25 protein-coding genes are annotated in these 26,991 nt (G+C 66.9%); 10 read left to right on the forward strand and 15 right to left on the reverse strand.

Features of this window, described 5'->3' with window-relative positions:
• Positions 1-21: 21 nt before the first annotated feature.
• Positions 22-480 carry a MarR family transcriptional regulator gene (locus AC4AMJ_RS14465; protein ID WP_489900494.1) on the reverse strand — a complete coding sequence of 153 codons (459 nt, stop codon included), beginning with the start codon at positions 478-480 and terminating at the stop codon, positions 22-24.
• A 124-nt stretch (positions 481-604) separates the two neighbouring features.
• On the opposite strand from AC4AMJ_RS14465, the gene AC4AMJ_RS14470 reads away from it, so the two are divergent.
• On the forward strand, positions 605-1,726 hold the full coding sequence (locus AC4AMJ_RS14470; RefSeq protein ID WP_489912948.1) for a substrate-binding domain-containing protein: 1,122 nt from the start codon (positions 605-607) through the stop codon (positions 1,724-1,726).
• A 63-nt stretch (positions 1,727-1,789) separates the two neighbouring features.
• Here AC4AMJ_RS14470 and AC4AMJ_RS14475 read toward each other — a convergent pair whose 3' ends face one another.
• On the reverse strand, positions 1,790-3,529 hold the full coding sequence (locus tag AC4AMJ_RS14475) for a purine-cytosine permease family protein (protein WP_489900492.1): 1,740 nt from the start codon (positions 3,527-3,529) through the stop codon (positions 1,790-1,792).
• Positions 3,530-3,893: 364 nt separating this feature from the next.
• Here AC4AMJ_RS14475 and AC4AMJ_RS14480 point away from each other — a divergent pair, with 364 nt between their 5' ends.
• Positions 3,894-4,568, forward strand: a complete 675-nt coding sequence (locus tag AC4AMJ_RS14480; protein ID WP_489900491.1) for a metallophosphoesterase family protein — start codon at positions 3,894-3,896, stop codon at positions 4,566-4,568.
• Positions 4,558-5,415, forward strand: coding sequence for a chromosome partitioning protein ParB (locus AC4AMJ_RS14485; protein ID WP_489900490.1), 858 nt, complete (start codon positions 4,558-4,560; stop codon positions 5,413-5,415). The genes AC4AMJ_RS14480 and AC4AMJ_RS14485 overlap by 11 nt, the downstream gene beginning before the upstream one ends.
• Positions 5,416-6,301: 886 nt before the next feature.
• Here the strand turns inward: AC4AMJ_RS14485 and AC4AMJ_RS14490 are convergent.
• The 5 genes from AC4AMJ_RS14490 to AC4AMJ_RS14510 all read right to left on the reverse strand — a co-directional run bounded on the left by AC4AMJ_RS14490 (position 6,302) and on the right by AC4AMJ_RS14510 (position 11,635).
• Positions 6,302-7,477: an ABC transporter ATP-binding protein gene (locus tag AC4AMJ_RS14490; RefSeq protein ID WP_489900489.1), complete on the reverse strand. Its 1,176-nt coding sequence runs from the start codon at positions 7,475-7,477 to the stop codon at positions 6,302-6,304.
• A gap of 3 nt (positions 7,478-7,480) precedes the next feature.
• Positions 7,481-8,311, reverse strand: a complete 831-nt coding sequence (locus tag AC4AMJ_RS14495) for a carbohydrate ABC transporter permease (protein WP_489900488.1) — start codon at positions 8,309-8,311, stop codon at positions 7,481-7,483.
• 8 nt (positions 8,312-8,319) lie between these two features.
• On the reverse strand, positions 8,320-9,483 hold the full coding sequence (locus AC4AMJ_RS14500) for a carbohydrate ABC transporter permease (protein WP_489900487.1): 1,164 nt from the start codon (positions 9,481-9,483) through the stop codon (positions 8,320-8,322).
• Positions 9,480-10,880, reverse strand: coding sequence for an extracellular solute-binding protein (locus AC4AMJ_RS14505; RefSeq protein ID WP_489900813.1), 1,401 nt, complete (start codon positions 10,878-10,880; stop codon positions 9,480-9,482). Before AC4AMJ_RS14505 ends, AC4AMJ_RS14500 begins: the two co-directional genes overlap by 4 nt.
• Before the next feature lie 272 nt (positions 10,881-11,152).
• A complete protein-coding gene (locus tag AC4AMJ_RS14510) occupies positions 11,153-11,635 on the reverse strand; it encodes a YflT domain-containing protein (RefSeq protein WP_489900812.1) in 483 nt (160 codons plus the stop codon).
• Between the two features lie 198 nt (positions 11,636-11,833).
• Here AC4AMJ_RS14510 and AC4AMJ_RS14515 point away from each other — a divergent pair, with 198 nt between their 5' ends.
• The 4 genes from AC4AMJ_RS14515 (at position 11,834) to AC4AMJ_RS14530 (ending at position 16,386) form a co-directional block, all read left to right on the forward strand.
• Positions 11,834-13,156: a magnesium transporter MgtE N-terminal domain-containing protein gene (locus tag AC4AMJ_RS14515; protein WP_489900486.1), complete on the forward strand. Its 1,323-nt coding sequence runs from the start codon at positions 11,834-11,836 to the stop codon at positions 13,154-13,156.
• Complete coding sequence (locus AC4AMJ_RS14520) at positions 13,153-13,716, forward strand: DUF1003 domain-containing protein (protein WP_489900484.1); 564 nt, start codon at positions 13,153-13,155, stop codon at positions 13,714-13,716. Before AC4AMJ_RS14515 ends, AC4AMJ_RS14520 begins: the two co-directional genes overlap by 4 nt.
• 338 nt (positions 13,717-14,054) lie before the next feature.
• A complete protein-coding gene (locus AC4AMJ_RS14525; protein WP_489912950.1) occupies positions 14,055-15,185 on the forward strand; it encodes a lytic transglycosylase domain-containing protein in 1,131 nt (376 codons plus the stop codon).
• Between the two features lie 55 nt (positions 15,186-15,240).
• Positions 15,241-16,386: an Mrp/NBP35 family ATP-binding protein gene (locus tag AC4AMJ_RS14530; RefSeq protein WP_489912951.1), complete on the forward strand. Its 1,146-nt coding sequence runs from the start codon at positions 15,241-15,243 to the stop codon at positions 16,384-16,386.
• Positions 16,387-16,438: 52 nt separating this feature from the next.
• Here the strand turns inward: AC4AMJ_RS14530 and tatB are convergent, their stop codons facing one another.
• The 4 genes from tatB to sigE form a co-directional block, all read right to left on the reverse strand.
• Positions 16,439-16,870 carry a Sec-independent protein translocase protein TatB gene (gene tatB, locus AC4AMJ_RS14535; RefSeq protein WP_489900480.1) on the reverse strand — a complete coding sequence of 144 codons (432 nt, stop codon included), beginning with the start codon at positions 16,868-16,870 and terminating at the stop codon, positions 16,439-16,441.
• Between the two features lie 46 nt (positions 16,871-16,916).
• Positions 16,917-18,455, reverse strand: a complete 1,539-nt coding sequence (locus AC4AMJ_RS14540; protein WP_489912952.1) for a S1C family serine protease — start codon at positions 18,453-18,455, stop codon at positions 16,917-16,919.
• A 3-nt stretch (positions 18,456-18,458) separates the two neighbouring features.
• Positions 18,459-19,043 carry a hypothetical protein gene (locus tag AC4AMJ_RS14545; RefSeq protein ID WP_489900478.1) on the reverse strand — a complete coding sequence of 195 codons (585 nt, stop codon included), beginning with the start codon at positions 19,041-19,043 and terminating at the stop codon, positions 18,459-18,461.
• 212 nt (positions 19,044-19,255) lie between these two features.
• Positions 19,256-19,867, reverse strand: coding sequence for an RNA polymerase sigma factor SigE (sigE, locus tag AC4AMJ_RS14550; protein ID WP_489900477.1), 612 nt, complete (start codon positions 19,865-19,867; stop codon positions 19,256-19,258).
• Between the two features lie 316 nt (positions 19,868-20,183).
• Here sigE and AC4AMJ_RS14555 point away from each other — a divergent pair, with 316 nt between their 5' ends.
• On the forward strand, positions 20,184-20,852 hold the full coding sequence (locus tag AC4AMJ_RS14555; RefSeq protein ID WP_489912954.1) for an O-methyltransferase: 669 nt from the start codon (positions 20,184-20,186) through the stop codon (positions 20,850-20,852).
• 33 nt (positions 20,853-20,885) lie between these two features.
• Here the strand turns inward: AC4AMJ_RS14555 and manB are convergent, their stop codons facing one another.
• The 4 genes from manB to AC4AMJ_RS14575 all read right to left on the reverse strand — a co-directional run bounded on the left by manB (position 20,886) and on the right by AC4AMJ_RS14575 (position 24,492).
• Entirely contained in the window at positions 20,886-22,007 is a 1,122-nt protein-coding gene (manB, locus tag AC4AMJ_RS14560) for a mannose-1-phosphate guanylyltransferase (protein ID WP_489912956.1), read from the reverse strand.
• A complete protein-coding gene (locus tag AC4AMJ_RS14565) occupies positions 21,997-22,890 on the reverse strand; it encodes a glycosyltransferase family 2 protein (RefSeq protein ID WP_489912958.1) in 894 nt (297 codons plus the stop codon). The genes manB and AC4AMJ_RS14565 overlap by 11 nt, the downstream gene beginning before the upstream one ends.
• Positions 22,891-22,937: 47 nt before the next feature.
• Positions 22,938-23,855, reverse strand: a complete 918-nt coding sequence (gene rfbD / locus AC4AMJ_RS14570; protein WP_489912960.1) for a dTDP-4-dehydrorhamnose reductase — start codon at positions 23,853-23,855, stop codon at positions 22,938-22,940.
• A 118-nt stretch (positions 23,856-23,973) separates the two neighbouring features.
• Positions 23,974-24,492 carry a hypothetical protein gene (locus AC4AMJ_RS14575; protein WP_489918553.1) on the reverse strand — a complete coding sequence of 173 codons (519 nt, stop codon included), beginning with the start codon at positions 24,490-24,492 and terminating at the stop codon, positions 23,974-23,976.
• Here AC4AMJ_RS14575 and AC4AMJ_RS14580 point away from each other — a divergent pair.
• Both AC4AMJ_RS14580 and AC4AMJ_RS14585 read left to right on the forward strand, forming a co-directional pair.
• Positions 24,487-26,268 carry an LCP family protein gene (locus AC4AMJ_RS14580; RefSeq protein ID WP_489918434.1) on the forward strand — a complete coding sequence of 594 codons (1,782 nt, stop codon included), beginning with the start codon at positions 24,487-24,489 and terminating at the stop codon, positions 26,266-26,268. The two genes, AC4AMJ_RS14575 and AC4AMJ_RS14580, sit on opposite strands and share 6 nt — an antisense overlap.
• Entirely contained in the window at positions 26,268-26,990 is a 723-nt protein-coding gene (locus AC4AMJ_RS14585; protein WP_489900470.1) for a TIGR03089 family protein, read from the forward strand. Before AC4AMJ_RS14580 ends, AC4AMJ_RS14585 begins: the two co-directional genes overlap by 1 nt.
• Position 26,991: the final 1 nt, after the last annotated feature.

The following is a 26,991-nucleotide window of genomic DNA, read 5'->3' on the forward strand; positions in this document are numbered from 1 at the left end:
CGCCCGCACCGGGCATTCTGTTCAGAGTGCGGTGGAATCGACTCCCCGGATCGTCCGGATCAGTTCCAGGAGCCGTGCGGGCGTGCCGTCGGGATCGGTGAGCAGGGCCGCCACCGACTCGGCGGCATCCAGCCGGGTCCCGATACGAGTGAACAGCGTTGCGCCCCGCCGCGTCTGAAAGACCAGAACCCGCCGACGGTCGGTGTCGTCGACCCTGCGATAGACCAGGTTGTCATCGATCATGCCGTCGATCAGTCGGGTGAGACTCGGGCCGGGGAGTAACGTCGCGGCGGCCAGTGTCGACATGGGTGCACCGGCCCCGCCCTCCAGCGCCGCGAGCACATGCCATTGGTTGACGGTCATGCCCTCGAGCTCGACCGACACCGCCGAATCCACCTGCTGCGCCACGGCATTCAGCAGGCGTGACAGCTCCTCGACAACGTGCGCCCCGACGGCGTGGGTATTGACGGACTCTTCCATGGTGGCTCAAGAGTACCGGTGCACGATCATGAATCGGTCATCATGACGAGAAGTCCCGGCTGGAAGGGAGTATGTTTACACCACGTTTTCCTCCGGCTGATCGCCGGGCGGGACTCACGTCGTCGTGATCTCACTGTCCCCGACCAAGGCGGCAATTGTGGCCCCCTCACCTGACAATTCTCGGCATGCGCTCCGACCGACCGTCGACATCGCACTGGTGGTCCCACTCAGCGGACCGGCCGGCATGTTCGGCCCCTCCTGCGAGGTCTCCGCCGAGATGGCCGTCGACGACATCAACGCGGCGGGAGGGATTCTCGACCGCCCGGTTCGTCTGCATGTCGTCGATGCCGGCGCACCGCTGACCCGCCTGGCGCAGACGATGGACCGTCTGGTGAGTGAACGGATCGTCGACGGCGTCGTCGGGTGGCATCTGTCCAACGCCCGGCAAGTGATCACACCGCATACCGCCGGCCGAGTCCCGTACGTGTACACCACCTTCTATGAAGGCGGGGAGACGAACGACGGCGTCTACATGGTCGGCGAGACACCCGACCAACAGCTCTTCCCCGCCATGCGGTGGTTGCGCGACCACCGAGGCGTTCGCACTTGGTGCGTGGTCGGTAATGACTATGTCTGGCCGAGACGCACGGCGGCCGTGACCCGTTCGTTCATCCACTCTTCCGGTATGAAATTCGTCGGAGACGCGTTCGTGCCGTTGGGGAGCCGGGAGTTCGAGCCGATGCTCGATCTCATCCGCCACGCGGACCCGGATGGGGTCCTGGTACTCATGGTCGGCGCCGACAACGCGGCGTTCAACCGCAGCTTTGCGAAGGCGGGCCTCGACGACCGCCACACGCGTCTGTCGATGATGATCGGCGAGGATGTTCTCTACGCGAGCGGAGAAGACGGCACTCACGGGATGTTCACCGCCAGCGGGTACTTCGAGAGCCTCGTCACGCCATCGAGCCTGTCGTTCGGCGCCCGTTACGAGCAGCGGTTGGGCAGCTGCGCGCCGGCACTGAACAACATCGGTGAATCCTGCTACGAGGGAATGCTCCTGCTCGCCTCATTGTCGGCCGCCGCCCGCAGTCTCGACGTGCGTGACATCGCCCGGACCTCGGCACGGGTCGCGTACTCGGGCCCACGCGGAGAAGTGCACATGCGCGGCAGCCACACTCAACAACCCGTGTTCCTCGCCGACACCGACGACATGGAGTTCCGCGTCATCGCAGAGCTCGACTCCTGACGGACTCCTGCTGTCCCGCTGCGGATACCGATGCGGGACAGCAGGAGTTGCCGACCACCGAGCTCAGACCATCGCACCTGAGGACTGCGCGCGCAGTTCGTCGGCGGTCACCGTCTCGGTGTACTCGGGCGTCTTGCACTGGTCGTGACAATCCTTGGTCAACGTGCAGGTCAACGAGGAGATCGTGCCGTTGTGGAACGGGCAGTGGTGCACCATGTCCGGAAGTTCATAGCGCTTGTTGTCGACGATGTCGAGCAACGTCTGTCCGGCCCAGGCCGGCTCCTTCTCGATCTCCTCGCGGATCGGGTTCGGGCGAGCGAGGTAGTACTTACCCTTGGTGGCGATGCAGATGATCGGCGAGAGAATGAATGACACGGCCAAGGCCAGGTATGGCGACCAAGCAGCCATGAAATCACCGAAGGCGTTGTAGAAAGCCATGATCGACAAGACGGAGCCGACCATCATGGACACGAATCCGACCGGATTGATCGAGTAGAGATACGCGCGCTTGAACTCGACGTAGGACGGACTCAGCTTCAGGAGCGGCTTGTTGATGATCAGGTCGGCCACGATCGCTCCCACCCACGCGATGGCGACATTCGAGTAGAAGCCGAGGATGGTGTTCAGGACCGCGAACATGTTGCCCAGCATCAGCGCCAGGGCGATGGCAATGTGCAGGCCCAGATAGACGACGCGGCCCGGGTGGACGTGCAGGACACGGCTGAAAAAGTTCGACCACGACAAGGACCCCGAATACGCATTGGTCACGTTGATCTTGATCTGGGACAGCAACACCATCAGGGTCGCGAGCCCGAGGGCCACCGCGTTGTTGTGGATCACCGATCCGAACCCGCCGAGGAACTGTTCGATCGGTTCGGTGGCCGCGGTGAAGCCGACCTTGCCGGCCACATAGAAGCACAGGAAGACGCCACAGATCTGTTTGGCGGCGCCGAGGATCACCCAACCCGGACCCGCACACAGGACCGCCCCCCACCACCGGACCGGGTTGGTCTCGGACTTCTCCGGCATGAATCGCAGATAATCGACCTGCTCACCGATCTGGGCGATGAGCGAGAGTGCGACGCCCGCCCCGGCGCCGACACCGATCGCAGTCACCCGTGAGGTACCGCCGTCACCCGCCCAGGACAGGAATCCGTTGAAGCCCTCCGGATCCGCGACCGCGATGAACACGATGGGCGCGACGAACAGGATGAGCCACAATGGTTGCGTCCACACCTGGAACTTCGCCAACGCGGTCATCCCGTACAACACCAGCGGGATGATGATCAGCGAACCGATGATGTAGCCGAGCGGCAGCGGTATGTGGAAGGCCCGTTTCATGGCCTGCGCCATGATCGATCCCTCCAGTGCGAAGAAGATGAAGCAGAAACTCGCATAGATCAGGCTGGTCAGCGTCGATCCGAAGTAGCCGAAACCGGCACCACGGGTCAACAGATCCATGTCGATGTTGTACTTGGCCGCGTAGTACGCGATCGGGATACCGGTCAGGAAGATGGTCACCGCGGCGACGATGATCGCGACCAGGGCGCTCGCAGTACCGTGGGCCACCGCGATCGACGCGCCGATCGAGTAGTCGGCCAGGTAGGCGATGCCGCCGAGTGCCGCGATCGAACACGCCATCGGAGACCATTTTCGAAATGACTTGGGTGCGTATCGAAGCGAGAAGTCCTCGATCGTGTCCTGGGATGCCCAGTTGACGAATCGCTGATAGGCACCGGTGCCCGGCGGCGACGGCGTGGGGTGGACCTGGACTTCTCCCACCGGCTGATCAGATGAGGTCATGTATCCGAACTTTCTCTTCGTGACTGGCGCTGCCCCGGTGCCTCTCGCCGCGAAGTGTCGACAGAAGGCGCAAGGGTCCCCGAGCCGTCCTCGGGCGGCGGCGACCTCAGAACGGTGCTGATCGGACTGTGCACCCGGGGACCTACCGGGTCATGGAGAAGCTAACACCATTTATTTCCATATGGCACTACTCCACATGGAACTTTACGGCTCGGACACGACGCCGTTACAGAACGCCGCTGGACACCAAAATCGTTGCGGATCAACGGGTCACAGCGCCAAATGGTAAAGAGATGGCAAAGTGGTGCCCGGCGTCGATCCGGAGAATCACGGATTACGTCACAGCAGGCGATAGCCTGGACGGATGGTACGTGTCCTGGCGGTGGCGGACGAGGTCGTGGATTCACTGACCTTCGGGGTCGGCATCGAAGGCCGTCCCGACGTCATCCTCGGCGCCGGCGATCTGCCCTTCGACTACCTCGAGGTGCTCGCGACGCTGTGCGACGCCCCCTGTGTCTTCGTGCCGGGCAACCACGACCGCGACCTGTCCGGCTATCGCCGGGGACGGGCCGGATGGTTGCGGGCCGGCCTGCCCAGCGATGAGCCGGGGCCGCGCGGCGCGATCAACGCCGACGGACGCACCGTCGACGTCGCAGGCCTGAGGATCAGCGGTCTGGGCGGCTGCCGCCGCTACAACGAGGGCCCCAACCAATACAGCGACGTTCGCCAGCGGATGCGATCGTGGCGTCTGACCTGCACACGCCCGACCCCCGACATCCTGCTGACCCACAGCCCCGCACGCGGGATCGGCGATGGCGACGACGCGCCGCATCGCGGCTTCGACTGCTATCACGGACTGGTTCGGACGCTACGTCCGACACTCCTCGTCCATGGACACGTGCACCCTTACGGCACACGGCCCACCGACAAGATGATCGGCGACGACACCATCTCGATGAACGTGGTCGGTTATTGCCAGTTCGACATCGAACCCGGCACCCGCGAGTTCCGGATCGTCAGGCGACGTCATGGCTCGTGACACGGGATTCCCGGACGCGGACGCCGAGAACGACTTCACGCGCATGCGTCGGCATGCCGAGATGTCGCGCCTGATGGCGTGGTTCACCCGTCAGCCGGCCGACGTGAACACGATCCTGCCGTTCGACGAGGTCGTCGCGGCGCTCGGCCGTATCGGCGAGACCTACCTCGGACTGCAGCAGGTCGAAGTTGACTCGATCGTCGGAAGTGTCGACCGCACAAAGGATTTCGATCGGTACTTCCGTCCCACATCGTCGCGGATCCGCGAGCGCTGGCAACGCCTCGCGGCCGCGCAGCGACGCGGCGAGTCGGTACCGCCCGTCCAGCTCTACCGGGTCGGATCGATGCATTTCGTGCTCGACGGCCACCATCGCGTGTCGATCGCGATCGCCCGCCACTTCCACACCATCGACGCATACGTCACCGAGATCCACACCCGCATCTCCCCCGAGGGCATCAACGCCGAATCGGACCTGCTGCTCAAAGACCATCGGAGGCTTTTCCTTTCGCGGGTCCCGTTGTCCGGCGCCCAGGCGGAGAAGATCCGGCTGGCGGACCCGTTCGACTACGCCGAGCTCGCCGAGAACGTCGAGGCCTGGGGGTTTCGCCTCGGCCAGGAGATGGGCGAGTTCGTCAGCCGCACAGACGTCGCCCGCCGATGGTTCGGCGAGGAGTTCCTGCCGGTGGTGAGGATGGCCCACCGGGCAGGTATCCGCCCCGACCTCGAGAGCGATGCCGAGCTCTACATGTGGCTGGCGTGCGAACGCTATCGCCTGGTCCGCAAACACATCTGGGACGAGGAGATCCTCCGGCAGCTGCACGACATGGGTCGTCGCCGCCGCCGCTGAGGCGCGAGCGTCCCCAACCGCCCCTGAGTCGCCGGCCTGAGAGCCGACGAACGCCACCACCGGCCTGCGAGGATGCCAACCCGATCCCTGAGGAGCCTCCGAGCCTGCGAGGATGCCAACCCGACCCCTGAGGAGCCTCCGAGCCTGCGAGGATGCCAACCCGACCCCTGAGGAGCCTCCGAGCCTGCGAGGATGCGTCACGAAGGGCCGGCCCTTCGTGACGCTCGCAAGCTCGCTCCTCAGGGACCGGGGTGGCCACGCTCGCAAGCTCGCTCCTCAGGGACCGGGGTGGCCCCGCCCGGCCCGCAAGCTCGCTACGCAGGGACCGTAGAGACACCCTCGCGAACGCACGACAACCCCGGTCCCTGAGGAGTTCCGGAGCGCCAGCGGAGGAACGTCACGAAGGGCCGACCCTTCGTGACGCTCGCAAGCTCGCTCCTCAGGGACCGGGGTGGCCCCGCCCGCAAGCTCGCTCCTCAGGGACCGGGGTGGCCCCGCCCGGCCCGCAAGCTCGCTACGCAGGGACCGTAGAGACACCCCCGCGAACGCACGACAACCCCGGTCCCTGAGGAGCCTCCGAGCCTGCGAGGATGCGTCACGAAGGGCCGACCCTTCGTGACGCTCGCAAGCTCGCTCCTCAGGGACCGGGGTGGCCACGCTCGCAAGCTCGCTCCTCAGGGACCGGCGTGGCCCCGCCCGCAAGCTCGCTCCTCAGGGACCGGCGTGGCCCCGCCCGCAAGCTCGCTCCTCAGGGACCGGCGTGGCCCCGCCCGCAAGCTCGCTCCTCAGGGAGCGGCGGTGGTCACACACGCAAGCTCGCCTCTCAGCTCAGGGACCGGGGTGGGAACAGTCTGAACACGACACCCCTACGCCCCCTGCGAACCGATCATTCCAAGCGCAGGTTGGCCCCGGAGGACAGGTCGAAGACCGCCACCTTCGACGGGTCGTAGAACAGTTCGGCGTTGCCACCACGCGTGATACCCGATTCTGGGGAGACGCGGGCGATCATCTGTCCGCCACCGATCTCGGCGCCCGCGTCCGCGGAGAGCTCGGCGAGTGCGTCGCTGGCCGCATGTGGTGCGTCGACCGTGAAATAGACGTAGTTGTCCGAGCCCATCGACTCGATGACGTCGACGGCAGCGGTGAAGGTGGCCCCGTCGGACCGGGCCGCCGAGTCGACCAGAGTGGCGTCCTCGAGGTGTTCCGGCCGAATGCCCACCAAGACCTCGCCGTTACTCTGCGCTTTCTGCGCATTGTCGACGATCTGCTGATGGTTCGGGACCGCGATCCGACCGATCGGGGTCTCGATGGCATCACCCCCGAGGCGTCCCGGCAGGAAGTTCATCGCCGGTGAACCGATGAAGCCGGCCACGAACAGGTTGGCCGGGTGGTTGTACAACTCCTGCGGAGTACCGATCTGCTGCACGTAACCACCGCGCAGCACCACCACCCGGTCGCCGAGCGTCATCGCCTCGGTCTGGTCGTGGGTGACGTAGATCGTCGTGGTGCCGAGCCGATTCTGCAGCCGGGCGATCTCGGTGCGCATCTGGACGCGGAGCTTGGCGTCCAGGTTCGACAGCGGCTCGTCCATCAGGAACGCCTTGGGCGCCCGGACGATCGCGCGTCCCATTGCGACCCGCTGGCGCTGCCCACCGGACAGGTTGGCGGGCTTGCGGTCGAGGTAGGGACCGAGGTCGAGGATCTTGGACGCCTCGTCGACCTTGGCCGAGATATCAGACTTGCTCATCTTGGCCAGCGTGAGCGGGAACGCGATGTTCTCGCGCACCGTCATGTGCGGGTAGAGCGCGTAACTCTGGAACACCATGGCGATGTCGCGGTCTTTCGGAGCGCGTTCGTTGACGCGCTGACCCTCGATGCGCAATTCGCCCGACGTGATGTCCTCGAGCCCGGCGATCATGTTCAGCGTCGTCGACTTCCCACAGCCCGACGGACCGACCAGGATGATGAACTCGCCGTCCGCGATGTCCACGTCGACCTCGTGGACCGCCGTCGACCCGTCCGGGTACTGCTTGGTCACTTTGTCCAGGATGATCTCGGCCATGGGTTATCCCTTCACGGCGCCGGAGGTCAGGCCGGCCACGATTCGACGTTGGAAGAACAAGACGAAGATGATGATCGGAATGGTGATGACCACAGCGGCAGCCGCGATCGATCCGGTCGGTTCCTCGAACTGAGAGTCACCGGTGAAGTTGGAGATGGCCACCGGTGCCGTTATCGCGCGCTCGGTCGATGTCAACGACAGTGCCAGGAGCAGGTCGTTCCACGCGAAGATGAACACCAGGATGGCGGCGGTGACGACGCCCGGGGCGGCCAATGGCGCAATCACCTTACGGAAGGCCTGCCACGGTGTCGCGCCGTCCATCTTCGCCGCCTTCTCCAGTTCCCAGGGGATCTCACGGAAGAAGGCCGAGAGCGTGTAGATCGCCAACGGCAGTGCGAATGTGATGTACGGCAGGATCAGGCCGGGCCAGGTGTCGAACAGGCCGATCTTTCGCTCGATGTTGAACAGCGGTGTGACCAACGAGATCTGCGGGAACATCGCGATGAGCAGCGCAGCACCGATGAGCAACTTCTTCCCCGGGAAATCCAGGCGCGCAACCGCATATGCGGCCATGGTGCCCAGGAGCACCGCGATGATCGTGGTGATCAAACCGATGCCGACCGAGTTACGCAGCGCACTGGTGAACACGCTGGTGTCGAAGATGCCCTTGTAGTTGTCCCACGTCCATTGCTGCGGAATGAAGTTCCCGTCCTTCACCGCGCCCGGCGGCTTGAAGGACAAGCTGATGATCCACAGCAGCGGGATGACGGCGTACAGCACCACCAGCAGGTTGGCGATGGTCCACCAGGCCTTGCTGGACAGACTTCGTGACATGACCGGCCCTACCTCCCCTCGGTATCGGAGCCGGGCGCGGCGGTGCCGAAGCCCTTGACGAAGATGAACGCGATGAGCGCGACGCAGATGAAGATCAGGATGCTGATCGCCGACCCGACACCGAGGTTGAAGGCCTTGAACAGGTTGTCATAGCCCAGCATCGACACCGAGTAGGTGTTGTTGGAGCCTCTGGTCAACACGTAGATGTTGTCGAAGATTCGGAATGCGTCGAGTGTACGAAACAGCAGGGCGACCAGGATGGCCGGCTTCATCAACGGAATGATGATGCGCCACAACCGAGTCCAGGCGCCGGCACCATCCACCTGCGCGGCTTTGAGCAGGTCGTCGGGGACCAGGGCGAGACCGGCGAGCAGCAGCAGCGCCATGAACGGCGTCGTCTTCCAGACCTCGGCGAGCACGATGATCGCCAGCGACGGCCACTGTTGGGTCAGCGGCGCACTGCCATCGGGCAGCAGATTGGCGAGGTACCCGGTGTCCGGCGTCCAGGCGTAGTACCAGGAGAACGCCGCCGCGACGGTGACGATGCCGTACGGGATGAGCACGACGGTACGGATCGTGCCCTTGCCGAAGATCGTCCGATGCATCACGAGTGCGATCGCCATACCCAGAACCAGTTCGATGGCCACCGACACCACCGTGATCCCCAGGGTGATGAAGAACGAGGTCCACCAGTAATTCGAGGTCAGGACCGTCACGTAGTTGCCGAACCAGACGAATTCCCGCTCCCCCGGCGCCGAGAGGCTCATCTTGTTCAGCGACAGCCAGCAGGCGTAGATGATCGGATATCCGGTCACCAGCAACATCATCACCGCAGCCGGTGCGACCAACCAGAAGGCCAGCCGTCGCTCGGCCGACTTCCCCTCGCTCAACCCCTTTTTCTTCGTGGCCGGTTGATCGACCTCGGGCCGGGTCGCCGTGGCGACGGCCCCCGCCGGCGCGGTCGATGCGGCCGAGGGGAACTCCGGAGCCCGTCCGGCCGCCGCATCGGATTGCGGCGGAACCCACGAGCCTGCTGCGCCGTCGGCGCCGGTCCCCGATTGCCGGTTCACCTCTGGCGGTCGAACCGAGGGCTCGCGCGGGGTGGCGTTCTCGTCGGGCATGGCATGCCGTCCCGACCGGGAACGCGGATCATCGTTGTCTCCCGTGGTCATGGGATCAGTCCCTCTCCGTCGATCGCGCGCTGGACCTGATCGGCGAGTTCGTCGACCATCGTCTCCGGATTCCATGCACCGACGGGACTCAGAGTCGCCGTGACCAGCGTCGAGATCGCCTGGTAGTCAGGCGATGCCGGACGCAGGGCCGCCGTCTGCTCGCGGAGTTGGTCGCGGATGTCGTTGCCCATCGGGTAAGCGGCCTGGAAGTCCGGGTCGTCGTAGAGCGATGCGATCGTCGGCGGAGTACCGCCCTCGATCGAATAGACCTTCTGCGCATCACGATTCGTGAGACAGGCCGCGGCCTGGAACGCGAGGTCCTTCTGCTGCGATGTACTCGCCACCGCGATGTTGACCCCGCCCAGGGTCGTCCTGGTCTGCAGGTCGGGACTGACGCCCGGATAGGGCGCGAAGTTGAACTTCGTCCGGACCACCCGGTTCACCGGCGCCAGGTCGCTGTCGGCGGGCGGGTTGTCCGGGTCGGCGAACATCGGACCGAATTTGGCCATCTCGGGAAAGAACGGCACGTCGCCCGCGGCGGCGTTGCTGCGCATGGATGAGAACACAAACGGCCAGTTGACTTCGAAGGTCGCGTTGCCGTTCTCCATGCCGAGGCGTGCGGAGGACTCGTCCGAGTTGGTCAGGGACGGATCGTGGCCCGGTGCCGTCGCGACCGCCTTCAGTGTCCGCAGGGCCCGCAGGGTGGCTTCGCGATGCGCGGGAGTGTCGTTGAGCGTCTGCTTGTTCGGATCGTTGGGGTCCACCACCGAACCGCCCGCGCTGACGAGAACCGAGTTGAACCAGACCATCAGTCCTTCGTATTGCTTGCCCTGCACCATGATGTAGCTCGGCCCGCCCTTGGCGCGGATCGCCTCGGTGTCGGCGAGCATCTCATCCCAGGTACTCGGTGGCCGTACCTTGTTGAGGTACTGACGCAGGACATCGGGCCGGTACCAGAGCAATTGGGTGTTGGTCCACGTCGGGATCGCATACAGCCGCTTACGCGTGTCGTCCGGCGTCTTCCAGGTCGCCGTCTCGCGCGGGCCACCGAGACTCACCGCTGCGACGTTGCGGGCCAGGTCATCCGGTACCGGGACGAGCCAGCCGGCATCGGCGAACTCGGCGGTCCAGACGACGTCCATTCCCATCAGATCCAAACCGTGATCGTTGCCTGCCAGTCGGCGCGCCAGCTGCAGTCGCTGATCATCGGCCGCCTTGGGCAACGGAGTGGTCACGATCTTGTATGCGCCATTGGATTCCTGGCTGCACTTCTGTCCGACCTTGTCGATGAACGACGCCCCGTCGGCGGGCGGATAGATGTTGATCACCCGAGGCGTGTAGCCGGACCCACAAGCGGTGACGATCGGGAGCGCAGTCGCCAGTGCGACCGTCGCCATCACCAGCTTTCGCCGCACGCGCCGTGGAGATCGACCGAATTCGGAACTCCCAGCCCGGAACCGCACGCAGCCTCCTCGATGTCGTCACGGTGTAGGACTCGAGGCCACACACCGGTCAGCGTCTGCGTAACGTTATATCTCGACATTCGTGACATGCAACACATTCGGCATGAGCGTGCCAGAACGTACAGAATCGTGATCTCCGGCGAACTGCAGGACGGTTTCACCCTGGCGAATTCACCATGCCGAGTCGGGCCTCGGCCCGTCGGGTGTCAGTTGGCCAGACGGCTCAACATGTCGCGTGCCTGCTCGGCACTGCGCGGATCACACAGCACGTCGTATCGTCCGGCGACGAGTTGCATCGTCGAGGCGAAGTCGCGCTGACCGCGGGTCGCAGCGTACGGAATGGTGGTCGAGATCACGCCGAAGATGATGCCGCCGACCAAGCCGAAGACGACGGGCGCGAAACCGGCACCGGTCACCACAAGCGAGACGAGCAGACCGAAGAAGAGTCCGAGCCACGCACCGGAAACGATCCCACCACCGACCACCTTGCCCCAGGTGAGTCTCCCGATCACGCGCTCGACCTGCATGAGGTCCACGCCGACGATGGTCACGTCCTGCACGGTGAAGTTCTGATCCGAGAGATAGTCGACGGCGCGCTGCGCCTCGGCATAGGTTCCGTAGGAACCGATCGGCCATCCCGTCGGTGGCGTCGGCAGGCCCGGGGTCTCGCGGCGCATCGGATTGGTCATCTCGCGTCCTCCACTGGTCGTCGGCGCCGTCGGGCACCGTTCGGCGGCGTCGTCCGGCGCGGCGGGCCGCAGGAACGTGCCTCCACGGCGCACGTTAGTCGGGTACACGGAAGTCGACAACGCGTGCGCCCTCCACCGCCACCAACCCGCCGTCGGGATGTACGCAGCGTGCATCCCGATGCCACTACCCTTACGACTATGTCGTCGGTGAGCAAGGTGTTCGTGGCCAGGTTGGTCGGATTGGCCGTGCTCGGGCCCGACGGCGAGTCGATCGGCCGCGTCCGTGACGTCGTGATCGCCATCCGGATGGGCGGTCAGCAGCCACGCGCCCTGGGGCTCGCGGTCGAACTGACCACGCGCCGACGGATCTTCGTCCCGATGTTGCGTGTCACCGCCATCGAGCCCAATGCGGTCACCCTCAACACGGGAACGGTGAGTCTGCGGCGCCTTCATCTCCGTCCCGGCGAGGCGCTCGCGATCGGCCAGGTCCTCGATTCGCGCGTCCGGGTCGACGACCCCGACCTCGCCGACCTCGCCGGAGTGGACGTCACCGTCGTCGACCTCGGCATCGAACGGACCCGCACCCGCGACTGGGTCGTGTCGCGCGTCGCGGTACGTACCGGCCGCAAGGGCCTCCGCCGCCGCGGCGAGACCCACGTCGTCGACTGGCATCGGGTCAGCGGACTCACCCAGACGGAGTTGAATCTGCCCGGACAGGGTGTGGCGCAAGCGCTGATGCAGTTCGAGGGCATGCGGGCCGCCGACGTCGCCAACGCGCTACGCGAGTTACCGGTGAAGCGCCGGGATGAGATCGCGGCCGCCCTCGACGACGAACGTCTGGCCGACATCCTCCAGGAGCTGCCACCGGACGACCAGACCGACATGCTGTCCCATCTCGAGCTCGAGCGTGCCGTGGACGTCCTGGAGGCGATGGACCCCGACGACGCCGCCGACCTGCTCGGCGAACTACCCGACTCGGAGGCGGAATCCCTGCTCGAGCGCATGGATCCCGAGGACTCCGAGCCCGTCCGCCGGCTGCTCACCCACTCACCGGATACCGCGGGTGGTCTGATGACCTCCGAGCCGATCATCGTCACCGCCTCGACGACGATCGCGGAAGCACTTGCGCGCGTGCGTGATCCGGATGTCACGCCCGCCGCGGCCAGCCTGGTGTTCGTGGTTCGGCCACCGACGTCCACTCCGACCGGCAAGTATCTCGGCTGTGTCCATCTGCAGGCGTTGCTGCGCGAGCCTCCCGCGAACATCGTGGGCGGCATTCTCGACACCGACCTGTCGCGGCTGCACCCGCAGGACTCGTTGGAGGCGGTCACCCGGTATTTCGCCACCTACAACATGGTGTGCGGTCCGGTGGTCGACGAAGAAGGCCATCTGCTCGGCGGAGTGAGCGTCGACGACCTGCTCGATGAACTGCTCCCCCGCGACTGGCGTGAGACCGAGCCCGAGGACACCGGCCCGATCGTCGGCATCGCCGGCGCCGACACCGCAGGAGCTGGTGCGTGAGCATCGAACAATCCGGCCGCCGACTCGACACCCCACGCCAGGGCCGTCGGATCTCGTTCAACCTCGACTCCGATGTGGTCGGCGTGTACGCCGAACGGATCGCGCGGTTCCTCGGCACCGGCCGCTACCTGGCGATCCAGACGGTCGCGGTCATCGTGTGGGTGGCCCTGAACCTCGTGGCCGTGTCCTGGCGCTGGGATCCGTACCCGTTCATCCTGCTCAATCTCGCGTTCTCCACCCAGGCCGCGTACGCCGCACCGCTGATCCTCCTGGCCCAGAACCGCCAGGAGAACCGCGACAAGGTCGCCCTGGACGAGGACCGGATGCGGGCCGCGCAGACGAAAGCGGACACGGAGTTCCTGGCGCGCGAACTGGCCGCGGTGCGTCTGGCCGTCGGCGACACGGTGACCCGCGACTACCTCCGCAAGGAGTTCGACGACCTGCTGACCGAGCTCACCGATCGGCTGGCGGACAGGTCTGACACGCTCGACGACGCCGATCGCGATCGGGCCCGTCAGCGCCGAGGTCGCCCGGAGGCGGATTCATCGTCGACCGCGTGATGCGCCCGCGTCGGTAACGCGAGCCCGTTCATCCGGCGATCAGTTGCATGTGGCCAAGAATTGTCAGGTTCTTGTACTGGGGCGCCCGACCCATATGTATCGTGGGTCACACGTCGGCCGGCCCCGGTACAGGGACTCGGGGATTCGCCAGGTGGATTCGCATACGGCGATTCACCAGCGGATTTCCGCCAGCGGGCCCGGCGACGATCCGCGGGATCACGGGGGGCGGACCAGCATGAGTACCCGAACACAATCGGAGTGGGTGTGGACAGGCAGTCGATGTCGGTGGCGCAGCAACCATCGGCGAGGGGTGGGACGATGACGCCGGGGCATACCCGATGAGTCCCCGAGTCTTTCATCGTGCCCAGGGACCGCGCCGTCCACGACTTCCCCGGCGCGCGATGGCCGTCGGCACGGGCGGTGTGCTGGTCGGGGCGATGATGCTGGGCGCTGCGACGTCGAGTGCGTCGAGCGGCTCGGTGATCGCCGCCGTGGAGACCACCGCCGACAGCGTCCCGGCTGCGGCCGCAGAGATCGCGCCCGGCACCCCGGTGACACTCCTCGGGTTCGCGGCACCGCCACCCAAGACCGTCGAACCGGCGCTGACACCTCAGTTCCGCATCACCGGCTCGCTCCCGAGCGGACCGCTCGGCATTCCCGGCGTGGTCCTTCAGGCATACAAGCTGGCCGCTAACCGCATCGACGCCGAGTCGCCGCAATGCAGGTTGCCATGGTTCCTCTTGGCCGGAATCGGGCGCATCGAGTCGAATCACGCCTCCAACGGTTCCGTCGACCAGTACGGAACCACCATCAACCCGATCGAGGGTCCGATCCTCGACGGCTCCCTCGCGGGCAATGCGGTGATCCACGACACCGATGGTGGACGCATCGACGGGGACAGTTCCCATGACCGCGCGATGGGCCCGATGCAGTTCATCCCGAGTACGTGGGCGAGCTGGGGCTCCGACGCCAACGGCGACGGCAAGGCCGATCCGAATAACGTCTTCGATGCGACGTATTCCGCCGGCCGCTACCTGTGCGCCGGGGTGGCCGACATCATGGCCGAGAAGAACAAGGTCGCCGCGGTCCTCCGCTACAACCATTCGATGGAGTACGTGGCCAACGTGCTGAGCTGGGCGGCCGCATACGCAACCGGCGTGATGCCGACCAACCCGATTCCGGAACCGAAGCACAAGAAGGCCGCGACGTCGTCGAAGAAGAAGAAACCATCGACCTCGTCGACGCCGACGTCTCCCGGGGACAGCTCCTCGTCCCCGTCGAGCCCGGAGAGCAGTACCCCGGACCCCACGTGCCTGGGTGCGATCTGCCTCCCGCCCGGTCTGGTGCCGCCCAATCTGCTGCCGCCGCAGTTGCAGCCCCCGAAGCCGGCACCGTCGTCCGCTGCTCCCAAGCGCAAGAAGCCGGGAGGCGCCGTCGCGACCACGACCACACCTCGACCGGGCGCCTGACCGCGCACGGGACGGGCGGACGGCGACGTTCGTCCGGCGGTTAAGCTGGCAGGTGATGACTACCGGAGTTCTACCCACCGAATCAGCGGTCCGCGCTGCGCTCAGCAAGGTCAACGACCCGGAGATCGGGAAACCGATCACCGACCTGGGGATGATCAAGTCTGTCGCGGTCAACGATGACGCGAGCGTCGACGTCGTCGTCTATCTGACGACGTCCGGATGCCCGATGAAAACGGAGATCTCCGGGCGCGTGGAGAATGCCGTGGCCGATGTCCCCGGGGTGGGCACGGTTCGGGTCGAGCTCGACGTGATGGACGACGAACAACGCACGGAGCTGCGCAAGAAGCTGCGCGGCGACAAGGCCGAGCCCGTGATCCCGTTCGCCCAGCCCGGTTCTCTCACCCGCGTGTACGCCGTCGCCTCCGGCAAGGGCGGCGTCGGCAAGTCGAGTGTCACGGTCAACCTCGCCACCGCGCTCGCCGAGCGCGGCCTCTCGGTCGGCGTCCTCGATGCCGACATCTACGGCCATTCGGTACCGCGCATGCTGGGCAGCGACGCCAAGCCGACGCAGGTCGAACGAATGATCATGCCGCCGATGAGCCACGGCGTGAGGTTCATATCGATCGGCCAGTTCACCGACGGCAACACCCCGGTGACCTGGCGCGGACCGATGCTGCATCGTGCACTGCAACAGTTCCTGGCCGATGTCTACTGGGGTGACCTCGACGTTCTGCTCCTCGATCTCCCACCCGGCACCGGCGATGTGGCGATCTCCATCGCGCAATTGATCCCGGGCGCGGAGATCCTCGTGGTCACCACGCCGCAGCAGGCCGCCGCGGAGGTCGCCGAACGCGCCGGCGCGATCGCCCTGCAGACCCGCCAGAAGATCCTGGGTGTGGTGGAGAACATGTCCTGGATGGAGTTGCCCGACGGCTCCCGGATGGAGCCTTTCGGGTCCGGCGGCGGGGCGATGGTGGCCGAGCGGCTGTCTCGTGCGGTCGGCGCGCCGGTCGAGTTGCTCGGTCAGGTACCCCTGGAGACCAGTCTGCGCGAAGGCGGCGATGTGGGTGTGCCGGTCGTCCTGTCCGCGCCGGAGTCCGCCGTCGGTTCGGCTCTACGCGCCATCGCAGACAAGCTCGCCGTTCGTCGACGCGGCCTCGCCGGGATGAGCCTGGGAATCGACACCACCCGTCACGGCTGAGCCGGACCCACCGCATCGTCGGCGGCTCGGTGGCGGCCGCTGGCCCTGGGCCCTAGGTGGCGTCCCAGTCGGCGACGCTGCGGGTGCGTGTCGCCGTCGGATCGCTCTGCGTCTCACGGGGATTCGGCATCGGCGCCGAGACCGGCTTGATCTCCGGCGTATCCGTGGTGTTGCGGTCGACGGTCGTCGCATCCAGCCCGAGGTTGAACACCGAGTCGTCGCCGTCCAACAAATGCTTCGTCACGATCGCACGCGGTGTCATCCCGCGGAGCTCGTTCAGATCGGACAGCGGTTTGCGCAGTTCATCGAACTCCGGGCCCAGTTCGTCCTTGAGTTGATTCGTCGCACCGGTCGCGTAGTCGCGGACCTGACGTAGCGACTTCATCGTCCATGAGACCGCGCCGGGCAGCCGGTCGGGCCCGAGGATGATCAGGCCCGCAGCCATCAGAACGGCGATCTCACCCCACCCGATACTGCTGAACATTCCTCGTCCCCATCATTCGAGGCACGAACCGCTCCGGTTCGTGCCGTCAGTCGCTCGCCGGCGTGATCGTGCCCGTGAAGGTGCGACCGTCACGCCAATAGGTGAACGGCACCGTGTCATCGATCTTCGCCGTCCGGACCGCGACCGTCAATTCATCGGCGCTCTCGATGGTCCGGCCGTTGAACGAGGTGATGACATCGTCTTCCCGTACGCCCGCCTTGTCCGCGGGTCCGCCGGCGACCACGTTGCGGACCTGCGCACCGAGCACGCGGTCGTTGCGTACCGAGCTGGCGTTCACCCCGATCTGCGGGTGATGCACTTCCCCGTTGCGGATCAACGTCTGCGCGATGGGGATCACCTGATTGATCGGGATGGCGAATCCGAGGCCGATCGAACCTCCGCCGGGCACCAGACCGGCGGTGTTGATGCCGACCACCTTGGCGTCGTCGTTGACGAGCGGCCCACCGGAGTTGCCGGGATTGATCGCCGCATCGGTCTGGATCGCGTCGATCACGGCATCGGTGTCGGACTCCGCATCCGGTCGCAACGGCACCGGACGGTGCAGCGCACTGACGATGCCGCTGGTCACGGTCCGGTCCAGGCCCAACGGCGACCCGAACGCGACGACCTCCTCGCCGATCTGGAGCTTGTCGGAGTCCCCGAGCCGGGACACCGTCAGGTTGTCGACGTTGTCGACCTTGACGACCGCCAGATCGGTCTTCGTATCCCGGCCGACGATGCGTGCCGGCACCCGCGTCCGATCGAAGAAAACCGCCTCGAGCTTGGCGTTGCGGTCGTTGGCGGCCATCGAGACCACGTGATTGTTGGTGACGATGTAGCCACTCTTGTCGATGATGAAGCCCGACCCGGTCCCCACCGAACTCGAGGTCCGGACATCGATGGCCACCACCGACTTCTCCACGGCCCGGGCGACGCCGGCGACCGGTGAGCGTGGAGCGGCATTGCCGTCATCGTCGCCCGAAGACAGCTGCACCGAATCAGAGTTCAACGGTGAGACGACCTCGGCGGTCCAGCGCCCGATCAGGCCGCCGAACAATCCGACGAGCAGCGCCAGCACCGCCAACGTCGCCAGGGCGTGCCAGCTGACACGCTTGCCGAACACGACATCTCGGATGCCCAGCCTGGGTCCCGGGTCGGTGGGCTCGGCGCTCGTCGGCCGACTCACTGCGGGATCGGCGAGCGCAGCCATGCTCTCGGGATCACGCCACGGGTCCGGGGGCGTCTCGGGTCGGTCCGGCTCGCCATAGGTGGCCAGTGGATCGCGCTGCAGCGTCGAGTTCTCGCCGGCGGGGCGCCCGAATGCCTCGGCCAGGACCGGGTCCGGTGCGGCGATCTCCGGAGCGGGTTGTTCTGATTCGTCCGACGACTGCGCGAACGAGCCGTGTACCCCGGAAGGTCGTCCGAAGACGGCTGCGGTCTGCGGTGACACCGGTGTGTGCACCGAACGCGTCAGATCGGGTGTGCCGGGTGACGCCTCCGAGCCGGACTCGGCACCATCATCGGGCTGGGGGTCTTCCGCGGCCCGGGAGGTCTGCTCGAGTTCGCTGTCCTCTCGTGATTCCACCTGTCAGCGGCCTCGCCAGCGACTCATCCGCGCCCGGGTGCTGCTCTGCTCGGCCCGGCCCCGCGACGCGCCTGTCACCGGGAACCCGGGCGGCATCGCCATCGGGTTCATCGACGGATCGCGCTGCCAGGTGTCGGCGCCGTGCGGTTCGGTATCGGCATCGCCGGAGGTGGGAGTGACGTCGATCTCTCGTGTGGGTATCTGGCTCAGCTGACCGAGGAGACCGGCCGGCATGGAGACGTCGGCGGCCGAACGTAGCCGCGAGCGTGCCGTCACCTGCGCATCCACCGCGGACATGCACTCGGGACAATGCGCCAGATGCTGGGTTGCGCGCATGTGTGCGGTCATCCCCAGCTCGGCGTCGACGAAGGCTGCCACCGCCTCGGCGGCGAGATGCTCGGTCGGCGCGAAGCGTCGCCCACCGGCGGTCCCCGGTGCACGGTAGGTGCGGTTCGACGAGAACGAGGTGGTCACGGGCGCCCACGTGGCCGGGTTCCACGCCGAGCGGCGGCGTCGCCGGAGACTCGCTGCGGGTAGCGGACCATCGCCCTGCTGCCCCGAGGTGGGTCGACCTCGGTCCATCTCCATCTGACGTTCACCTCTTCCACCGCTGCGGCCGGTCTCGCCGTCGTGTCGAATCCGTTCCACGCTACTGCGCCGGCGTCGTGAGTGCCCGTCACACCACCCCGGCGCGCGGCCACCCAGCCTATCCGAACATGACAACGAAGCCGGGTCGGCAGTGGTTCCCGTGGCTCCGGGCGGGTGACCGACGTACGACGACGGGTCCCACCTGGGCGCGACTAGCCGGCGTTCCCAACCGCCACCGACCTGCTGTCGGTGTGCCCGCGGGCATTGAGGTGATCACGAATCGTCTGCCGACCGCGATGGATACGGCTGCGGACGGTGCCGAGCTTCACACCGAGGGTCGCCGAGATCTCCTCATAGGACAGTCCCTCGATGTCACACAGGACGACTGCGGCACGGAATTCGGGCGGCAGTGCGTCGAGCGCGGCCTGGAGGTCGGGATCGAGATTCGCGTCGTGAAAGATCTGCTGCGGATCGGGAGTGTCGGCCGGAACGCGGTCGTACTCCTCGGGCAACGCCTCCATGCGGATCTTGCTGCGACGACGCACCATGTCCAGGAACAGATTCGTGGTGATGCGGTGCAGCCAGCCCTCGAAGGTGCCGGGCTTGTAGTTGGAGAGCGAGCGGAAGACCCTGATGAACGTCTCCTGGGTCAGGTCTTCGGCGTCATGTTGATTCCCCGATAGCCGATAGGCGAGGCGGTACACGCGATCGGCATGTTCACGCACCAGTTCGTCCCACGACGGCATCAGACTCTCGTCGCCGGTGGCGTCGAATCCGGCGGTTCCGCCGGGAACGACTTCTGCAGACCCCAGGGGATCAGTCATTTTGTGTGGCCAGTTCCCTTCCCCGGACATCACATCGGGTGAGGCGATGTTCACGATGTTAAACCAGCTTCGGCGACCCGATATTCCTCGAGTCACCGACGATACGGTTGAGAGGGCATTCCCCCGCCGATCGCTTGTGCGCTAGTTGAACCTTCTCCCATCGTGGTGTGGTCGCCGTATGAGACGCCTGAGGTTTAGCTGAGGAAGTCGGCCGATGATCACCGACCTGCACAAATGAGTCCTGACCACTCGGTTTTCTCCACCGTCGGTGGCGCGCCGCCGACGTATGAGAGACCCGGCGACATAACCTCGAGGGGTGACCGATTCATCCGGCGGAACCCGCCCGCCTTCCGCGTCGTCCGGGAGCACTCTCATCGACTACGCGGAGTCGGCGATCGTCGAGGACGATGCCCTGCTCGCGGCCAGATCCCGCGCGGATGAGCTCGGCGCCGATGCGATCGCCCCGTCCGTGGGTGCGTTACTGGCGTTGCTGGCACGTGCATGCGACGCGCACGCGGTCGTCGAGATCGGCACGGGTGCGGGCGTCAGCGGGCTGTGGCTCCTCAACGGCATGGCGGTCGATGGCGTGCTCACGACCATCGACCCCGAGCCCGAACACCACCGCGCCGCGCGTCAGTCGTTCGCGGCTGCAGAGATCGCGCCGGGCCGGACCCGACTGATCAACGGGACACCCACCGACGTGCTACCCCGGCTGGCCGACGAGTCCTACGACCTGGTCTTCGTCGACGGTCCGCTGATCAATCACCCGCGCCATGTCACCGAGGCGGTCCGGATGCTCCGTCCCGGCGGTGTGGTGGTGGTGCACAACGCGACCGCCGACGGCGCGGTCGCCGATCCGACGCGCAAGGATCCCCCGGCCGCGGCCGCGCGCGAGGCCGCGATGCTCATCGCCGACGACGAGCGGCTGCTCCCCGTCGTGATCCCGCTCGGCGTCGGCGTGCTCGCCGCGGCGAAAGGGCGCTGACCACTCCCCCGCGGACGCCCCCGGACACCGACGTCAGACGTCGGTGGAGAAGCGGATGCCGTTGTCGGGGATCTGGACCCCCGGCCACACGCGCGCCCCTCGGAGGAGCTCGCACCGCGCTCCCACGTCGGCACCATCGCCGATGACCGTGTCTCGGATCAGAGCTCGCGGACCGAGCCGCGCACCGAATCCGACGATGCTGCGCTCGACCACCGCACCGGCCTCGATGACGGCACCGTCGAAGACGACCGCACCGTCGAGGCGCGCGCGTGGGCCGATCTCGGCGCCTCGGCCCACCACGGTCCCGCCGATGAGGACTGCACCGGGCGCCACACCCGCGCCCTCATGGACGAGCGACTCCCCGCGTCGGTCGCCGAGCGCCGGCGAGGGCGCGATGCCCCGGACGAGGTCGGCGGATCCCCGGACGAAATCCTCCGGGGTTCCCATGTCGCGCCAGTAGGCGTGATCGACATGCGCCTGGATGTGACGGCCGTCGGCGAGCAGTTTCGGGAACACCTCACGTTCCACCGACACGGGGCGGCCCGGCGGGATCTCCTCTTCGATCACCGAGCGCCGGAAGACGTACGTACCGGCGTTGATCTGGTCGGTCGGGGGATCCTGGGTCTTCTCCAGGAATGACGTGACCCGGCCGTTCTCATCGGTGGGCACGCAGCCGAAGGCGCGCGGGTCGCTGACCGACACCAGATGCATCGTCACGTCGGCGCCGCTGGTGCGGTGCGTGTCCAGCACCTCACGGACGTCGGTGCCGCCGAGCACGTCGCCGTTGAAGACCAGCACCGTGTCGGCGGTGAGGCGATCGAAGACGTTGCGGATGGCGCCGCCCGTGCCGAGCGGTTCGTCCTCGGTCACATAGGTGAGCTTGAGTCCCAGCTTGGACCCGTCCCCGTAGTACTCGGAGAAGACGTGCGCCTGGAACGAGGTACCGAGCACCACATCGGTGATGCCGGCCGCCTGGATACGCGACAGCAGATGGGTGAGGAAGGGCACTCCCGCCGTCGGCAGCATCGGCTTGGGTGCCGACAGCGTCAACGGACGCAGCCGGGTACCTTTGCCACCGACGAGCACCACTGCCTGCACTTCGCCGTTGTCGCCGTTGGCGCCAACCGCCTGCGCGCCTGCGCTGTCACTGCTCATGGCTCCCTCTCTGATTCCGTTCCCCTGCTCGACGGGCCGCGGTCACCGCAACCCGAGAACGCACCGCGAGCCCGACGCGCAGCGCCAGTCGTAGCGGGGCGCGCAACAAACCGGGATGCCGGTCTGCCTGGAAGCGATAGGCACTGCGGTGGTGCGCGGGCAGCATCTTCTCGGGATTGCGCCCGGCCGCATGCCCCTTGGTGTGGACGATCTCCGCGCTCGGCACATAGACGTTCAGCCACCCGGCCTTGCCGAGTCGGTCACCGAGGTCGACGTCCTCCATGTACATGAAGTATCGGGAGTCGAAGCCGTTCACCGCGTCGAACGCGGCACGGCGGAGCAACAGACACGAGCCGGACAGCCAGCCCACCGACCGCTCACTGGGGGCGGCGTTGTCGGCGCGGTAGGCGGTGGTCCACGGGTTGGAAGGCCAGATCGAGCCGAGCAGGGCATGGCCTGCGCCCGATACGAGGTCGGGTACGCGCCGCGCCGACGGATAGACCGAGCCGTCGGGTTCGCGGATCAACGGACCCAGCGAACCCGCCTGCGGCCAGCGCCGCGCCGCGGCGACGAGTTCGTCGAGCGAGCCGGGCCCCCACTCGACGTCGGGGTTGGCCACCGCGATGAACTCCACCGACGGGTCGACCTCGGCGACCGCGCGATTGATGCCACCGCCGTACCCGATGTTGCCGCCCGTCCGCACCAGCGTGACGTTGTCGAATTCCCGCTCGGCCGCCTCGGGGGCACCATCGGTCGATCCGTTGTCGGCGATGACCACCCGGGGCAGCGGCGATGAGGTCGCCTTCTCCATGCTCTCCAGGAACGTCGAGAGATACTTCCCCGACGAATAGGTCACCGTCACAACGGCAAGCTCAGCGGTCACCGGGTAAGGGTAACCAACCGGCTGTGCGTCACCGCGCCGATGCGAGTTCACCGATCCGCCGCGGCGGCCGGATCGCCGGCAACCGCCCTGTGCAACGCGTCGCGCCATGCCGGGAGCGGCCTCAGCCCGGCAGCCGCCCACGAAGCTCCGGACAGCACTGAATATGCAGGTCGTGGCGCCGGGCGAGGGAACTCCCGGGTGGTGCACGGGTGAACCCGGGTGGGGTCGGCGCCGACCTCCTCGAAGACCGCCCGGGCGACGGCATACCAGGTGACGCTGCCCGCATTGGTGGCGTGCAACACGGTGCCCGCGGTCGCGTCCGACGGACCGGTCGCCACCAGGTCCCACAACCCGTCGGCCAGGTCTGCCGCGTAGGTCGGGGAACCGGTCTGGTCGTCGACGACCGTGATCACCTCACGTTCGGCTTCCAGTCGCCGCATGGTGCCGACGAAATCGCGGCTCGCCGGACGGCCGGTGTACACCCAGGCCGTACGGACGATCGTCGCCGCCGGATCGATCTCGCGCACCGACTGCTCGCCCGCCAGTTTCGACGCACCGTAGACGGTTTCGGGGATGCCCGACACATCGTCGGGTTCGTACGGGGTGCTCCGCGTGGGTGCGTCGTCGGTGGCTGCGGCACCGGCGAACACATAGTCGGTGGAGATGTGGATCAGCCAGGCCGCCGCGGCAGAGGTCGCCCGGGCCAGATGCCCCGGCCCGTCACGGTTGACCGCGAACGCGGCGTCGGCGTCGGCTTCGGCACCGTCGACATCGGTGTATGCCGCGCAGTTGATCACCACGTCACCCCCGCGCAGGTCGGCGAACACCGTCGAGACCGACGAGGCGTCCGTGATGTCGAGATCGGCGGACGTCAACGTCCGCAGCTGCGCCGGAGAACGCGCACCGGCGCGTAGCGCCGAGCCCAGCTGGCCTGCGGCCCCGATGATGTAGGTGGTCGGACTCATGGAACATATCGTGCCGTACCCGGCGTGCGCGCCCGGGATCGTCGTCGGTGATCTGGGTCTCGCCGACGGCGCACGGCGTTGCGCTCCCGAATTTTTTGTTCACTTCAGTAGCCTGGCGTCAGTACAGCAACATCTGAAACGTCAACAACACGAACATCGACACGCACATGCGTAACAGCGTCCGCAGCGGACGCGGCGCGCATCCGGTGTTCGGCCGACGCTGAAAGGTAATGACGCGCACGTGGATCCTCGACCCGATGGTGCACGCCGACGTTCCGGTGGTCGCGCACGTCCCGAAGAGCCCACCGCGCGCTCCCGCGATCGAGCCGACGGTCGGCCGCGCGGTGAGGAACCCCGCTCCGCCCAACCCCGCTCGGCCCAACCCCGCTCGGCTGAGCCCCGACCGGCGCAACCCCGATCGAATCAGCCCCGCTCCGCCCAACCTCGATCGGCCGGACCGCATCCCGACGATCGCCCGCGCACCCGTCGGAGGCCCGCGCCGGGCGATACCCGCGCGGGCGACCCGCGTGCCGCCGGCCGCCGTCGAGACCCCGACGACGGCGGGCGCCGCGACCCGCGTCAGCGGCCGCCGGCCCCAACAGACGAACAGGGCCGCAGGACCTCGGGTGAGATCCACACCGGTGGTGAGGGCGTCGCTGCACCTCGCCGGCGTCGGCGCCGGCCTGACGACCCGGCCACCCCGCCCACCCGGCGCCCAGCCGACGCGTCACCCACTTCGGCGCGTGGTTCTCGTCAGCCCGGCGAGCCGCCACGCCGGTTCGCAGCCCAGAAGCCACCCGGCCCCGCAGCGGATGCCGGAAGCGACGCGAAGCCCCGATCGGCACGTCCACAGAAGCGTGCCGCCGGGTCAGATCAGCCACGTCGCCGGCGTCCGTCCGGGCAAACGCGCCGGCCGGCCGAACAACCCGGGACCAGGCCCACGGCCGGAGCACCGACGAAACGCCGCATCTCCTGGCGCTCGCGGTCCACCCGCGCCGGTGTGGGCCGGGGACTCATCGCACTGCTGTCGGCGTCGGTACTGCTGTGCACCGGATACGCCTGGAACAGCGTCGACAACTTCAACTCCGACATCACCCAGCTGGGCGGCCTCGGCCTCGGCGGCCCGGACGACGGCGCGGTGGACATCCTCCTGGTGGGCACCGACTCGCGGACCGACGCCAAGGGAAACCCGTTGTCCACCCAGGAACTCAATTGGCTTCGCTCCGGCGAGGAGGTGGCCACCAACACCGACACGATCGTGCTCATCCGCATCCCGAACGACGGGTCGTCGGCCACCGCGATCTCGATTCCGCGTGACTCCTACGTCGATGTTCCCGGCATCGGGATGTCGAAGATCAACGCGGCGTACGGCACCACGAAGGAGGGGGTGCGCCGGCGTGCCGTCGAATCCGGCGAGAGCGAGGCCGCGGCGGAGAAGGACGGCACCCAGGCCGGCCGGAAGGCACTCATCGACACGGTCGCCAACCTCACCGGCGTCGAGGTCGATCACTACGCCGAAGTGGGGCTGCTCGGGTTCGTCCTTCTCACGAAAGCGGTCGGCGGCGTCGACGTCTGTCTCAAGGAGGCGGTGAACGAGCCGTTCTCGGGGGCCCGGTTCCGCGCCGGCGAGCAGACCCTCAACGGCCCACAGGCCCTCAGCTTCGTGCGCCAGCGTCATGACCTTCCGCGCGGCGATCTCGATCGCATCACCCGCCAACAGGTGTTCATGGCGTCGCTGGCGCAGAAGATGTTGTCCGCGCACATGCTCGCCGACCCCGGCAAACTCGGTGAACTGCAGCGAGCGATCTCCCGGTCGGTCGTCATCGACGACAATTGGAACGTGATCAAACTGGCCGAGCAACTCAAAGACCTCACCGGTGGCCGGGTGAAGTTCGCCACCATCCCGGTGGTCACCGAGCAGGGCTGGAGCGAGGACGGTCAACAGAGTGTCGTCCAGATCGACCCGAAACAGGTCCGGACGTTCACGGAGAATCTGTTGAACAACAAGAAGAACGACGGAGCCGTCGACCGCGCCGACTACACCGTCGACGTCGTGAACGCCGGCACGATCGACGGGCTGGCGGCCAACGTCTCGAACATCCTCACGAACAAAGGTTTTCAGACCGGGAAGACGAGCGGCGGCAGCGCCGACGACCGCGACAGCGTCGTGTACGCCCACTCCGACGACGCCGGTGCACGCCAGTTGGCCAAGGACCTCGGTGGCGCGGAGGTCCGCGTCGACACCTCGCTGCCGGACAAGCGCCTGAAGGCGGTACTCACCAACACCTATGACGGCCCCGGCTCCATCGGCGACACCGGAGCGCAGGCGGACAACATCCCGGCCAGCGAGCGCGTCGGCAACAACCGCCCGCCCATCACCGCCGGAACCGACGGCCCGACCTGCGTGAACTGATGACCGACTCCTCCATCACCGCCGCCGTCTTCGACGCCGTGACCGACTGGTCTCAGCCGATGTTGACCTTCTACGACCACGCCACCGGCGAGCGCACCGAACTGTCCGGTGCGACCCTGGGGAACTGGGCGGCCAAGTCGGCGAACTTCTTCGTCGACGAGCTGGGACTCGGGTCCGGCGATCATGTTCTCGTCGACCTGCCCGAACACTGGCAGACCGCCGCGATCCTGCTGGGCGCCTGGTGGGCCGGCGCGTGCGTGAGCGTGCCCGCCGACGGCGTCGACCCCTCCGCGCTCGGCGTGGTCGTCACCTCGGCCGAGAAGATCGACGACTACGGCGACGTCGACGAACTTCTCGTCGCCTCACTCGACCCGTTCGCCATGGGAGTTCGCGACCTCCCGGTGGGCGTGACCGACTACGCAACCGCGGTCCGAGTACATGGTGATCAGTACTCGCCGAGGCAGCGGGCAAGCGGACCTGCACTCGCGGACGATTCGACCGACGCGGTCCTCACCGCGGCCCACGCAGCAGCCCGGGCGGACGACATCCGGGCCGACTCCCGGGTGCTGACCGTGCGGCCCTGGCGCTCCTCGGCCGAGATCATCGCGAATCTGCTCGCGCCGCTGTCGGTCGGCGCGTCGCTGGTGACCGTCGCGCACGCCGACCGCGGCCGTATCGACGACCTGGCGAACACCGAGCGCGCGACGACGGTTCTGACTTAGC

Source organism: Gordonia sp. LMA484 (assembly GCF_058129505.1).